This window comes from Rhizobium sp. RU35A (assembly GCF_900156005.1).
Classification (GTDB): domain Bacteria; phylum Pseudomonadota; class Alphaproteobacteria; order Rhizobiales; family Rhizobiaceae; genus Neorhizobium; species Neorhizobium straminoryzae.
This window is the reverse complement of sequence record NZ_FTMR01000017.1, coordinates 34,452-47,576: the sequence shown is the minus strand read 5'-3', so window position 1 is coordinate 47,576 and position 13,125 is coordinate 34,452. Positions and strand designations below refer to the sequence as shown.

Below are 13,125 nucleotides of genomic sequence, written 5' to 3'. Positions count from 1 at the left end.
AAGTCCTGCTTCTCGTCCCTATCGCGTCCGGACACCCTGTTCGGACGCCCCCATCTCATTCTCATGTCGACCTTCCTGGCACTGTCCGGCTGCACGGTTGGCCCCGATTTCAAAATTCCCTACGCGCCTGACGTGTCTGGATACACCAATGACGGCCTTGGCAAAACCGTGGGTTCTACCGTCTCGGATGGTCGTCAAGCGCAGCGCTTTGTCATGGGCAGCGATGTTAACCCGGCCTGGTGGAGTCTGTTCCAGTCGAAACAGATGAATGCCTTCGTGGAGGAGGCCATCCGCAACCATCCGGACGTCGCTGCCGCCCAGTATGCGTTGCGTGCAGCCCGCGAAACGGCAATCGCGGAGCAGGGAGGATTGCTGCCTCAGGTCAGTGCGAGCGCATCCTCAACGCGGGAACGCACCGCCGCCAGCGGAAGCTCGCCCGCCTCGATCTACACGCTGCACAACGCGTCGGTCGATGTTTCCTACACCCTCGATATCTTCGGCGGCACGCGTCGCCAGATCGAGGCCAAGTGGGCGGCGGCCGAATACCAGCGTTTCGAGCTGGAGGCGACCTATCTTTCCCTTACGGCGAATGTCGTGACATCGGCCCTGACCGACGCTTCGCTCAGCGCCCAGATCGCCGCGACGCAAGATATCATCCGGTTGCAGCGCGACCAGCTGCAGCGCATCCAGCAGCAGTTCAACCTCGGTGCGGTTCCAGCCTCCGACGTGCTGTCGCAGCAATCGACGCTGGCCCAGACGGAGGCGACGCTTCCCTCGCTGCAGAAGCAGCGCGCCCAGACGCGCAACGAACTGATGGCCTATCTCGGCCGTCTGCCGAGCCAGGACCGCGGCGAAAGCGTGCGGCTTGCGGATCTGCGCCTGCCGCAGGCACTTCCGGTCAGCCTTCCATCGGCGCTTGTGCGCCAGCGGCCGGACATTCGTGCCGCCGAGGCAACCCTGCATGAGGCTACTGCGAGTGTCGGTGTGTCGATTGCAAACATGCTGCCGCAGATCAGTCTCAGCGGCAGCTATTCGACCAGCGCCAGCACCCCGTCGGATCTGTTCTCCGCGAATTCGATCGCGTGGAGCGTGGCCGGCTCGGTCACCCAGAAGCTGCTGGATGGCGGCACGCTTTTCCATACCAAGGAAGCCAGCGTCGCCACCTTCGAGCAGGACCTCGCCAAGTACAAGTCCACGGTCATCTCCGCCTTCCAGGACGTGGCCAACAGCCTGAGGGCGATCCAGTACGACGCCAAGGCGCTGCAGGCGCAGACGGCCGCGGAGAAGGCCGCCCAGGCAAGCCTCACCATGGCCGAAGAGCAGTACAAGACCGGCGCCGTCGATTACCCGACGGTCTCCAGCGCCCAGCAGACCTACCAGAACGCGGTCATTTCCCGCGTGAAGGCGCAGGCCACCCGCTACACCGATACGGTCGCGCTCTACCAGTCGCTCGGCGGCGGCTGGTGGAACCGGCAAGACGAGACCGCGCTGTCGCGTCCCCGCGTCCAGCCCGGCCGCTTTGCCGGCCCCGATTCGGTTCCCGCCACAAACGCCACCACCACCGATATCAAGAACAAGAAGGTCCAAGAACAATGATCAAGCGAATGGTGATCATGTTGCTCGCCACCGGCGCTGTCTTTGGCGGGCTCTACTGGTTCCAGAACTTCAAGGCCGGAATCATCAAGCAGGTGATGGCCGGCATGAGCAATCCGCCGCAGACCGTCTCCACCGCCGTTGCCGCGCGCACGCCGTGGCAGGACGAGATCGAGGCTGTCGGCACGCTGAAGGCCGCCAATGGCGCCGATCTCGCGCTTGAAGTTTCGGGCATCGTGCAGAACATCAGCTTCAAGTCGGGCGATTCCGTCTCCGCTGGCCAGACGCTTTTGCAACTGGCCGCTCAGGAAGACATCGCCAAGCTTGCCTCCCTCCAGGCTACGCTCGACAATTACGTCATCACGCTCGATCGCGACAAGGCGCAGCAGGCCATCAAGGCCGTCAGCCAGGCAACGGTCGATACCGACACCGCCAATGTCCGCAACGCCCAGGCGCTGGTCGATCAGCAGAAGGCCGTGGTGGCGCAGAAGACGCTGACCGCCCCCTTCGGCGGCCGCCTCGGCATTCGCTCCGTCGATCTCGGCCAGTATCTGACGGCCGGCACCACCGTGGTGACGCTGCAGGCGCTCGATCCGCTCTATGTCGATGTCTATCTGCCGCAGCAGGCCCTCAGCCGCCTGAAGGTGGGCCAGGAGGTCAATACCACGGTCGATGTCTATCCGGGCCGCGTGTTCAAGGGCGAGATTTCGGCCATCAATCCCAAGGTCGATTCCACCACCCGCAACGTTCTGGTGCGTGCCACGATCAAGAACCCCGATGGCGCGCTGCTGCCCGGCATGTTTACGAAGGTTGCCATCGCGATCGGTTCCGTCCAGCAGCTCGTGACGCTGCCGCAGACGGCCATCGTCTACAATCCCTATGGCGACAGCGTCTTCATCGTCGATGACAAGGCCAAGGGCGACCAGGCCCAGGGCGTGGCCCGCCAGACCTTCGTCAAGACGGGCAATGTGCGCGGCGACAATGTGGCCGTCGTCGACGGCATCCAGCCGGGCGACAAGGTCGTGATCGCCGGCCAGCTGAAGCTGCGCAACGGCACGCCGGTCAACATCGACAACAGCCACGTGCCGCCTGCCGAAGACGCGCCTGTCGTTACGGATCAATAGGACATCCACCCATGAAAAGCTTCACGGACATCTTCGTGCGCCGCCCCGTGCTGGCGCTGGTGGTGAGTGCGCTCATCCTCGTCCTCGGGCTGAAGTCGATGACGACGCTGTCCATTCTGCAATATCCCCGCACCCAGAATGCCACGGTGACGGTGACGACCACCTATTCGGGTGCGGATGCGGACATCATCGCCGGCTTCATCACCACGCCGCTGGAAAATGCCATCGCGCAGGCCAACGGCATCGACTACATGACATCGACCAGCAAGACCGGCACCAGCACCATCACCGTCAACCTTCGCCTGAACTATGATTCCGGCAAGGCGCTGACGGAAATCAATACCAAGGTGAACTCCGTCATCAACCAGCTGCCGGCCAATGCCCAGCAGCCGGTGCTGACGCTGTCGGTCGGCCAGACCATCGATTCGATGTATCTCGGCTTCAAGAGCGATGCGCTGGCGCCCAACCAGGTGACCGATTACCTGACCCGCGTCGTCCAGCCCAAGCTGCAATCGGTGAAGGGCGTCCAGACGGCCGAACTGCTCGGCGCCAAGAAATTCGCGCTGCGCGCCTGGCTCGATCCCGTCAAGCTCGCCGCCTATGGCCTCAGCGCCTCCGAAGTATCCACCGCGCTGACGAGCAACGACTATATCTCCGGCCTCGGCACGACCAAGGGCCAGCTGGTCCAGGTGAACCTGTCCTCCTCGACCAATCTCCACTCGCTGGAGGAATACAAGAACCTCGTCGTCAAGCAGACCAACAATGCCATCATCCGCCTGAAGGACGTGGCCAATGTCACCCTCGGCAGCGACGATTACGAAAGCGTGACGAGCTTCAACGGCCAGACGGCGGTCTATATCGGCATCCAGGTCGCACCGACGGCCAATCTTCTGGACGTGATCAACGGCGTCAAATCCGTGCTGCCGGACATCCAGTCGCAGCTGCCGGTCGGCCTGACAGGCACGGTGATCTACGACTCCACCGATTTCGTGAACAGCTCGATCAACGAGGTGATCGATACCCTGCTGGAAGCCGGCGTGATCGTGACCATCGTGGTCTTCGCCTTCCTCGGCTCCTGGCGCGCCGTTCTGATCCCGATCGTCGCCATTCCGCTGTCGCTGATCGGCACCTTCGCGCTGATGCTTGCCATGGGCTTCTCGATCAACCTGCTGACGCTTCTTGCCCTCGTTCTCGCCATAGGTCTTGTCGTCGACGACGCGATCATCGTGGTCGAAGGCGTGAACCGGCATATGGAAGAGGGAATGACGCCGTTCAACGCAGCCTTGCAGGCCGCGCGCGATCTCGCCAGCCCGATCATCGCCATGACCATCGTGCTGATCGCTGTCTACGTCCCGGTCGGCTTCCAGGGCGGCCTGACGGGTGCACTCTTCACCGAATTCGCCTTCACGCTCGCCGGTGCGGTCACCGTGTCGGCGGTCATCGCGCTGACGCTTTCGCCGATGAACTGCGCCCACATGCTGAAGCCCATCCACAAGGACAGCGCCACGCTGGAAGCGCGGATCGTTCATGCGATCGATCGCTTCATGGCAGCGCTCAGCCGCGGTTATCGCCGCATGCTGGAAGGCACGCTCAACACGCTCTCGGTCGTCATCGTGTTCGGTCTGATCGTGCTCAGCAGCATCTACTGGCTCTACACCAGTTCGACCACCGAACTCGCGCCGCAGGAGGACCAGGGCATCATCCTCGGCCTGACCACCGCCTCGCCGACCTCGACGCTGCGGCAGCGGCAATTCTACTCGCAGCAGGCCTACGATATCCTGAAGGACAAGCCAGAGACCAATCTGGTCTTCCAGATCGACGCGCCCGGCCAGTCGATCCTCGGCTGGGTCCTGAAGCCCTGGGAGCAGCGCGAAAAGAGCACGAAGGTGCTGCAGCCGGAAATCCAGAACCAGCTGAACGGCATTGCCGGCGTCCGTACCGTCGCCTTCCAGACCTCGCCGCTGCCGGGCAGCAGCGGTCTGCCGATCCAGTTCGTCATCACCACGACCAACGACTTCGGCCAGCTGAACGACGTCTCCAAGGACTTCATCGCCAAGGCGCTGCAGACCGGCAAGTTCATCTTCCTCGACAACGATCTGAAGTTCGACCAGCCGGAAGCGCGTGTCGTGTTCGACCGTGAGAAGGCAGCCGAACTCGGCCTCAGCATGTCCGATGTCGGCAGTTCGCTCGCCACCATGCTGGGCGGCGGCTATACCGGCTATTTCAGCCTCGATGGTCGTTCCTACAAGGTCATCCCCCAGGTCCAGCAGGCGTCCCGCCTGAACGCCAAGGATGTGCTGAACTATTACATCAAGGCGAGCGACGGCAGCAGCATTCCGCTCTCGACCATTGCGCATATCGAGACCAAGGTGTCGCCGCAGTCCTACAACCACTTCCAGCAGGTGAATTCCGCCACTATTTCCGGCGTCGCCATGCCGGGCGTGGCGATGGGCGATGCCCTGCAGACGCTGAAGCAGCTGGCGGCCGACACGCTGCCGCCGGGCTATACGGTGGACTACGGCGGCCAGTCGCGCCAGCTGGAGCAGGAAGGCGGCGGCTTCGTCACCACCTTCGCCTTCGCGCTGATCATCATCTTTCTGTCGCTGGCAGCCCTGTTCAACAGCTTCCGCGACCCGATCGTGATCCTGGTCTCGGTGCCCATGTCGCTCGCCGGTGCGCTGATCTTCATCAGCCTCGGGCTCGGCGGCGCCAGCATCAACATCTACACGCAGGTTGGTCTGGTGACGCTGATGGGGCTCGTCAGCAAGCACGGCATCCTGATGGTGGAAGTGGCAAACGAACATCGGAATGCCGGCAAGTCCAAGCGTCAGGCCATCGTCGAAGCCGCCGAAATCCGCCTTCGACCGATCCTGATGACTACGGCGGCTATGGTGCTCGGCGTCATCCCGCTGATCACCGCCTCCGGGGCCGGTGCTGCCTCCCGCTTCAACATGGGCCTCGTCATTGCCGCTGGCCTGTCCATCGGCACGCTGTTCACACTCTTCGTCGTGCCGGCCGCGTATGTGCTGATCGCCAAGGCAGGAGCCGTCGATGCAAGATGACCTGCCACTGAGAATTGCCTCCAGATTTGATTAGAGTCCGGCCCGCCAAGGCTCTCATCGCAGCCGGATGAAACTTCAGTGGCAGGCCAGAGTGGCGTGAGCGTGTCATTGCGTTTGTGAATGAAGGCAATAGCAATCGGGAAGCCGCCCGGCATTTCCGGGTTTCTTCCCGGTTGGTCAACAACCAGATGATCCTGCACCGATCATCTGGTTGTCTTTCCCCGGCCAGACAGGGCCCTCCACCTGGCAGTAAACTTTCTCCCCACGGGGAATGGTTCGGCGTGCGTGTGGCTCTGCATGGCGCAGTGACCCCGGACCGATTGTCTATCGAACTGGCCCAGCGCCGCATCGACGTCCACCGCGCCACCGTCGGGCGGCTTCTCCATCGCCTTGGGCTCAACGATGAAAAAGCCTCAAGGCAAGCGAGCAGCGCAGACCGGAGATCGCCAGGGCTTTGGATCAATCGCCGGAAGCTGTTCTTCAACAAGGCGTTGTCCTGGCTCATCGTTGTCGATGAGACGTCAACGAATACCTGTCTGATGAAGCGCACCGGATGGTCTGCCAAAGGCAGCCGCTTTGCGGCTTACGCCCCTTCGGCCACTGGAGAACTCAGACTTTCATCGCGGGACTGCGCTGCCATGGCCTGACCGCGCCATGGATTGTCGATGCGCCCCTCAACAGCCGTATCTTCGAAACATGGATCGATACACAGCTTGCGCCGACATTGTCGCCCGGTGATGTTGTCATCCTCGACAATGTCGGCTTCCACAAAAGCGAGAAAGCCGAACAACTGGTCAGGGCGACGGACGCGTGGCTTCTCTTCCTGCCGCCCCATTCGCCGGACCTGAACCCCCATCGAAATGGCGTTCTCAAAGCTCAAGGCGCGCTTACGAAAGCGAGTCGCCAGAAGCTTCGATGCGATAACCCATGCGCTCGACGGTATCATCGCTCTCTTCTCTGTCACTGAATGCAGAAACGTCTTGAAAGCAGCAGGATAGGAGGCCGAATAAATGCGACACGCTTTAGATACTCAAGAGACCGGCAGCCTTAATTCCTTCCAGCGCGCAGAGTTCGTCATTGTCGCCGACATCGCCGGAAATGCCGATGGCCCCGATCACCTCGCGATTTGCCTCGAGGATCAGCACACCACCGGGTGAGGGCACCATGCGCCCGCAGCTGACATTGCCCAGCATGGAAAAGAAGGTGGGAAGCTTTTCAGCCCGCTGGGCGAGTTCACGCGAGCCGAAACCCATGCCGAGCGACCCCCAGGCCTTGCCGAAGGCAATTTCGAAACGAACGATACCGGCACCGCCCTCGCGCTTGTAGGCAATCAGATGACCACCGGCATCCAGCACCGCCACGGCAAGCGGGGCAAGGTTGCGCTTGCGGCCTTCGGCAAGGGCGGCATCGATGATGAGCGTGGCCTGGTTCAGGGGAAGACGTGTCAAAACTGACCTCATGAAAATACGGTTTATAGAAACATCGCGATGATATCGCGCGGCGTCTTCGGGCGCGGCACCTTGAAACTGACACTCAGCAGATCGACCGCCTGCGGTCGCGACAGGCAGGTGTCAAGCCAGGCTTTCAGCGCGGGCCAGGCCGATATGTCCAACTCGGCAATCAGTGCCATATGCATGACGGATGCGACATTGATATCCGCCACGCTGAACCGCTCGCCGAGAATGAAGGGCTGCCGCTCCAGATGCGCATTCAGCACGCCCCAGGGACGCGCCAATTTCCACAGCGCCAGCTCCAGTTCATCATCGCTGGGCTCTGCGGGGGTGAACAGGGTGCGAATGGCCGCGGCCATGAGAAGCGGCTTTTCCACCTCGGCCATCACCCAGAGCGACCATTGGGTGACCAGCGCCTCCTCCTCATCCGTCTGAGGACCGAGCAGGCCGCCATATTTTTTGGCAAGGTAGAGGTTGATCGCCAGCGATTCGAACAGGCTGAAACCCTCATCCACCAGGGTCGGGCATTTGCCGTTCGGGTTGAGCGCGAGAAATTCCGGCGGCTTCGGCTGTCCCGGATGAAAGGCGAGCTTCTCCAGCGAAAACTCGATTTCAAGCTCCTTCAGCATCCAGCTACAGCGATTGGCGCGGGTTTTGGCGGGGTCGCCATACAATGTAATCATTATGTTCCTCCCTTGTCCTCCTTCCGGAGGCCGTCCGGTGATGCAACAAATGCCGCCAGATCAGGCGGCATTTGCCAGGGCAAAAGAGCAGGGATCAAAGACGGTCCGATGCAAGCCCGCTGCCCGGCACCCAGATGCCGTGGAAACCTTCATGCACCCGGCAGGGGAACTTGACGATTGCCACCGGCCCCTTGGACAGATTGCGGGCATCGAGGATGACGAGGTCGGTGCGGTTTTCCGCCCGGCGTCCCACCATGGTCATCAGCCAGCCATCGCCTTCCTCGGCATCGGGACTGCGCGGCACGAAGCAGGGCTCTTCCGGCGAGGCGTCGGGGCCGGCGTAGAAGAGATCGATCTTGCCGGTATGCTCGTCGAAATGTCCGAGGCAGGTGAAGGGCGGGCCTTTCGGTCCCGGCTGCAGCATGGGCCAGCTTTCCGGATGGTTGGTGCCGAACCAATAGTGGCGCGTGCGCCGCATGGCAAAGCGCCCGTCCACAACAGGCATTTCGCCGATGTGATTGATGAAGCGCTCCACCTTTACCGCGCTTTCCGGGCTCGACAGATCGACAATCCAGCGCTCGCCGAAGGGCGGCATTTCATGCGCATGCGGATCGTGGATGTCGGGGAACTGGCTGAGCCAGCCGGAAGCGGTGACGAAATGGTCGAGCACCAGCCGGCTTCCGTCATCCCAGGCATTGAAGGTGTGGGTCTGCATGGCAATCTTCGGCGCGGTGTACCAGCGAATGGCAGACACGCCCTGATCGCGCGGTATGACGGCGATATAGGTGTTCTTGTGGCTGTCCCAATGCCAGTAGGGCTCGCCGTTCTTCACCCGCTCCCAATCGCAGACCATCGGGCAGATGACGAAGGCGATGAAATTGCGGGAAACAAGGAAGTCGTGCACCATGGAGCAATAGGGCGCCTTGAAGCGCTCGGTGCTCTTGAACTCGCCCTCCTTGTCGATGACATAGACTTCGATCTCGTCGCTGGCGACACCCTCGCAGTTATAGGCAAAGGCAATGCAATCGCCGGTGACCGGGTCGATCTTCGGGTGGGCGGTAAAGGTGCGGCTCTTGAGCTGGCCGCCAAAATCGCTTTCGCCCCTGGTGGTGAGATCGTTCGGATCCAGCTCATAGGGGCGGCCCGCTTCCTTCAGCGCATAGAGCTTGCCGTGATGCCACAGCACGGAAGTATTGGCAGTATTGGCATCCTCGCCGGTCACCTCGGGCGAGTCGGTGAAGGGATTGCGATAGGCCCCGAACAGCGCCCTGCGGGCTGCCCGCTCCAGCTCGAACTTACGAGTGCGGACATAGCGCATGGTCAGATCGGCATGGCCGTTCTGGATCCGCACGGAATGCACCATGCCATCGCCGTTCAGAAAGATGTCTTTGCCATGCAACGGCGGATAGGCGTGATCGGCGCTGTTGCGGATATACATGCCCTCCAGCTCGTGCGGAATGCGACCGATCACCTCGAGGTCATGGACCTCACCCTCGATACGTACCGGTGCCGCATAGCCGGTAAAGACGATGTCCTGCGGGAATTGCAGGCCCGGCAGCACGTTGAAACGTTCATTCATCGGAATACTCCTTTTCAGGTCAGGCATGGAATCAGGCGGTCGCCAGCAAGGGCCGAAGCGCATCACGGGCCAGTTTGCGGCGGGCAATGGCAAGAAAAGTCACGGCCAGGGTGGCGATGGCCAGCACTGCCCAGCCAAGTCCGCCATAGCCGACATTGGCAACGATGACGCCGCCAAGCGCCGGGCCGATGGCCGAGCCGGACATCATCATCGCAGGCGTTGCGGCCACGGCTCTGCCCGTTCGGTCCACCTTCGACAGAAAGCCGAACAGGAAGGTATGGGTAAAAATGACGACAGAGACATAGGCCATTGCCGGCACGGCATAGACCGGGAAGATCGTGGCATGGGTAATGCCCATGGCCAGAACCGTCTGAAGAACCGGGCCCGCCAGCCCGACACCCAGCGGCGGCAGGCGCCTTTGCAGAAGGGCAGCAAGGGCGCCGGGGATCAGGTTGATGAAGCCCATGACAATCAGAACGAATTGCACGCTATCGCTGCCGAAGCCCCTGGCGTCGCCAATGCGTTCGACGAAGGAAAATACCGTGGCCTGGGCAAGCGCCAGACAGATAATGGCGCCGATGATCAACCAGGCGATGCCCGACAGAGGTTCCGCCGAAAGAGCACGCGGTGCATGCGAGGCGTCACCGGCGACGGGCTTTTCCACCGAGGGAAAGAAGAGCAGCGAGACGAGGGCCGCAAAGCCCATGGTCAGCGCAAAGGCCAGAAACAGCACCGATCCCCCGGCCGTAGCGATCGCCCCCGGCAGCACGGCGAACATGACGATCGCCAGCAAGCCCATGGCCACATTGACGATGCCGAACAGCCGGTGCGGATTGGAGGTGCGTCCGATGGACCCATGGGTCACGGAGAGCGCGCCGCCTGCCCCTATCCCCGCAACCGCGTGCAGGATGAGGAAAACGGAAAAGCTGTCTGCCGATGTCGGCAGGCGTGATGCGGCAAGGAAGGCACAGCTCGCGATGGCAAATCCACCGACGGCAAACAGCCGATGCGGCAGCCGCGTGAACATGGGCGCAAACACCGAACTGGATGCGACGGCCGCAGCCAGGAACGCCGTGACCGTCAACCCGGCCCGGGGCGCACCGAGACCGTAGAACTTCATGAGGGTGCCGATCCATAGAGGAAGGGCCGCCAGATCGATCATTCCGGCCATATGACAGACGCTGAGGGCTGCATGAACGGTGAAGCTGTTGAGTTTCGACATTTTCTCCTCCCGAGAAAACAGGTGCAGGAAAACCCTGCCGGGGATTTGCCGGGGCCGGCGGTGGAAGGGCGACGCTTTACCCGTGCCACCTTTTTCGCCGGCCCCGGCCTCATCAGAAATTCATGGTCAACGTACCGACCAGCGCCTGATTCCAGCGCTCGTCGCGCAGGCCCTCATGGCGCGTATAGGAAATCTCGAAGCGCTGGCCCTTGCCGAACATGATCGAGGCGCCCACCCCGAAAACCGCGTAATTCGGCTCGTAGACAACGGAATCGAGATCGTTGACATATTCCCGTTCGAAACCGACGAGCACATTGGGCGACCAGTGGCCGGGCGCGGTTTCCTGTTCCAGGCGCAGATGCGCCCAGGCCGTGCCGTAGTCTTCCCTGGGACCAGCCACGCCGGAGGACACCACACCGAAATTATTGGCAGTGGCCTCCAGGAAGCTTCGCTGGAACTGAATGCCCAACACCGGATGGAAAACCCAGCCCTCAGGTACGAGAGCGATGTCGTCATGGCGATATTGGCCGATCAGTTCGGCCTGGGTGTAGAGATGATCATCGCCCTGCTTGTGCCGCATGGTGACGCCCGGCCCGGCGGCAATGCTGAGATCGGTCTGGCCCCGGCTATATTCGGCACGGGCGGCAATGCCCCAATGGGTGGAGAACTCGCTCAACACATCGCCGCGGATCCCGCCTGCGGACCGTTTCACCGAACCTGATCCTTCGATGTCCAGATCGGTATATTCATACAGCCCGCCAATTGCGATCATGGTCTGCGGGTTGAGAAAACGCAGATATTGAAGATCAAGGCGTCCGGTTCCGCCATCCAGCTCCACCGGATAGTTCGCACCGTTTGAAAATGTCCCGCGCAGACCGAGACGGATCATCGATTCCTGATCCGGCAGCATGAAAAGAAAGTTGGTGGGAACGATGGTGTCGGTCGTCCCATCCTTGTAATCGCTTTTCGGGCGGCCCGAGGCGGCAGCATCGGAAACCGTATTGCGCTCCTGGCCGATGCGCCATTGCACCGACCCGAACTGATCGCTCTCGAAATAAGACCGCAGCAGCCCCGCCCGCCCCAGATTGTTTTCCGCCGCGATGGCCGGTGGCAGGTATTGATCCGGCGGACCGGTGTCAGCGATGGCCGAATCCGCAGCCAGTGCTCCCCCAGTCCAAACCCAAGGCGTCAAAAAGCCGGCGGCCGCGACGGCCACCCAACAGTGTCGTTTCATGATCCCCTCCCGAATAGGCAGATCGGGTTGCCTAAAGGCCCCCGCAGCGCCCAGATCTGTGTGTCTGCATGTTTCGTTGTAGGCAGCTACCGGTGCCTGCCGAACATGCGGGGGGCAAAACGCCTCCATCTGCGTTTGCCACGAGGATAGAATTAACAATGGTCAAGCAAATGAAAATCAGATTGTATTCATGCCATTCATCGATAAGATTAATAGTTGGAGACCGAGGAGGATAAGCCGATGCGGCTGGACCGGTTTGATCTCAACCTGCTGGTCGTGCTCGATGTGCTCCTGGAGGAGCGCAACGTCACGCGGGCCAGCGAGCGGCTGCATATCGGCCAATCGGCCACGAGTGCCGCCCTTTCGCGGCTCAGGGATTATTTCGAGGATGCGCTTCTGGTGCAGGTGGGACGGCGCCTGGAACTCACGCCGCTTGCCCAGACCCTGATCGGCCCCGTGCGCGAAACGCTGAACCATGCCCGCACCACGATGGCGCTGAAGGCGAGTTTCGATCCCGCAACCGCCAACCGGCGCTTCACCGTTCACGCGTCGGATCACATGGTGGAGACCCTGTTTGCGACAGTCGTGCGAAAGCTTGTCACCGCAGCGCCGGGCATCCGGCTGGATCTCAGACGTCCCCCAAAGCAGGTGGTGGAAGTGTTCGACCGCGGCAACATCGATATTCTGATCATTCCCGAGCAATATGCAGCACGGCTGCAGCATCCGCAAACGCTGCTTTTTAGCGACGACCAGGTCTGCCTGGGCTGCCAGGAAAACTTCAAGGATCAGGAGACCCTCAGCATGGAGGACTATTTGGCCCTTGGACATGTGGCGGTACGGTTCGGTGAAGACAGCAGCATCGCCTTCGAGGACTGGTTCCTGCCGCGCTACGGCCAGCAGCGGCGGGTGGAATGCACGGTAGAGTATTTCGGAGCGGTTCCACATCTGCTTCTGGGAACACGACGTATAGCAACCCTACATCGCCGTGTGGCAAATCGAATGAAGCAGCAGTATCCCTTGAAATTATTCGAGGCTCCATTCGCCATGCAGCCACTTAAGGAAGTGATCGTTTGGCCTAAGTATTTGGATTCCGATCCCTGTCATTTTTGGCTTCGAAAGAATATATTTGATATTGCCAATTTATAAATGGATCGCCGTTGAATTATTACGATCTCCC

The 13,125-nt window shown here is 61.2% G+C and carries 10 protein-coding genes; 5 read left to right on the top strand and 5 right to left on the bottom strand.

Annotation, left to right across the window (positions count from 1 at the left end; genetic code table 11):
* Window positions 1–63 precede the first annotated feature (63 nt).
* The 4 genes from F3H95_RS24900 to F3H95_RS27550 all read left to right on the top strand — a co-directional run bounded on the left by F3H95_RS24900 (window position 64) and on the right by F3H95_RS27550 (window position 6,746).
* Window positions 64–1,596, top strand: coding sequence for an efflux transporter outer membrane subunit (locus F3H95_RS24900; protein ID WP_149747953.1), 1,533 nt, complete (start codon window positions 64–66; stop codon window positions 1,594–1,596).
* Window positions 1,593–2,717, top strand: coding sequence for an efflux RND transporter periplasmic adaptor subunit (locus F3H95_RS24895; protein WP_149747929.1), 1,125 nt, complete (start codon window positions 1,593–1,595; stop codon window positions 2,715–2,717). The genes F3H95_RS24900 and F3H95_RS24895 overlap by 4 nt, the downstream gene beginning before the upstream one ends.
* An 11-nt stretch (window positions 2,718–2,728) precedes the next feature.
* Entirely contained in the window at window positions 2,729–5,779 is a 3,051-nt protein-coding gene (locus F3H95_RS24890; RefSeq protein ID WP_149747928.1) for an efflux RND transporter permease subunit, read from the top strand.
* Between the two features lie 553 nt (window positions 5,780–6,332).
* Window positions 6,333–6,746, top strand: coding sequence for a transposase (locus tag F3H95_RS27550; RefSeq protein ID WP_244618133.1), 414 nt, complete (start codon window positions 6,333–6,335; stop codon window positions 6,744–6,746).
* Between the two features lie 55 nt (window positions 6,747–6,801).
* Here the strand turns inward: F3H95_RS27550 and F3H95_RS24880 are convergent, their stop codons facing one another.
* From F3H95_RS24880 to F3H95_RS24860, 5 genes are all read right to left on the bottom strand, one after another.
* Window positions 6,802–7,227 carry a heme-binding protein gene (locus F3H95_RS24880; protein ID WP_210248587.1) on the bottom strand — a complete coding sequence of 142 codons (426 nt, stop codon included), beginning with the start codon at window positions 7,225–7,227 and terminating at the stop codon, window positions 6,802–6,804.
* Between the two features lie 23 nt (window positions 7,228–7,250).
* Window positions 7,251–7,913 carry a glutathione S-transferase family protein gene (locus F3H95_RS24875; RefSeq protein ID WP_149747926.1) on the bottom strand — a complete coding sequence of 221 codons (663 nt, stop codon included), beginning with the start codon at window positions 7,911–7,913 and terminating at the stop codon, window positions 7,251–7,253.
* A gap of 94 nt (window positions 7,914–8,007) precedes the next feature.
* Window positions 8,008–9,492 carry a carotenoid oxygenase family protein gene (locus F3H95_RS24870; protein ID WP_149747925.1) on the bottom strand — a complete coding sequence of 495 codons (1,485 nt, stop codon included), beginning with the start codon at window positions 9,490–9,492 and terminating at the stop codon, window positions 8,008–8,010.
* Window positions 9,493–9,523: 31 nt separating this feature from the next.
* A complete protein-coding gene (locus tag F3H95_RS24865) occupies window positions 9,524–10,714 on the bottom strand; it encodes an MFS transporter (protein WP_149747924.1) in 1,191 nt (396 codons plus the stop codon).
* Between the two features lie 112 nt (window positions 10,715–10,826).
* A complete protein-coding gene (locus F3H95_RS24860) occupies window positions 10,827–12,077 on the bottom strand; it encodes a hypothetical protein (RefSeq protein WP_149747923.1) in 1,251 nt (416 codons plus the stop codon).
* 87 nt (window positions 12,078–12,164) lie between these two features.
* Here F3H95_RS24860 and F3H95_RS24855 point away from each other — a divergent pair, with 87 nt between their 5' ends.
* Window positions 12,165–13,094 (top strand): LysR family transcriptional regulator, encoded by a 930-nt coding sequence (locus tag F3H95_RS24855; protein ID WP_149747922.1) that lies wholly within the window; start codon window positions 12,165–12,167, stop codon window positions 13,092–13,094.
* Window positions 13,095–13,125: the final 31 nt, after the last annotated feature.

Excerpts from the sequence above, each read along its gene's own strand:
- F3H95_RS24900 (WP_149747953.1), top strand. The coding sequence starts at position 64 with ATGTCGACCTTCCTGGCACTGTCCGGCTGCACGGTTGGCCCCGATTTC.
- F3H95_RS24895 (WP_149747929.1), top strand. The coding sequence starts at position 1,593 with ATGATCAAGCGAATGGTGATCATGTTGCTCGCCACCGGCGCTGTCTTT.
- F3H95_RS24890 (WP_149747928.1), top strand. The coding sequence starts at position 2,729 with ATGAAAAGCTTCACGGACATCTTCGTGCGCCGCCCCGTGCTGGCGCTG.
- F3H95_RS27550 (WP_244618133.1), top strand. The coding sequence starts at position 6,333 with ATGGTCTGCCAAAGGCAGCCGCTTTGCGGCTTACGCCCCTTCGGCCAC.
- F3H95_RS24875 (WP_149747926.1), bottom strand. The coding sequence starts at position 7,913 with ATGATTACATTGTATGGCGACCCCGCCAAAACCCGCGCCAATCGCTGT.
- F3H95_RS24870 (WP_149747925.1), bottom strand. The coding sequence starts at position 9,492 with ATGAATGAACGTTTCAACGTGCTGCCGGGCCTGCAATTCCCGCAGGAC.
- F3H95_RS24865 (WP_149747924.1), bottom strand. The coding sequence starts at position 10,714 with ATGTCGAAACTCAACAGCTTCACCGTTCATGCAGCCCTCAGCGTCTGT.
- F3H95_RS24860 (WP_149747923.1), bottom strand. The coding sequence starts at position 12,077 with ATGGAGGCGTTTTGCCCCCCGCATGTTCGGCAGGCACCGGTAGCTGCC.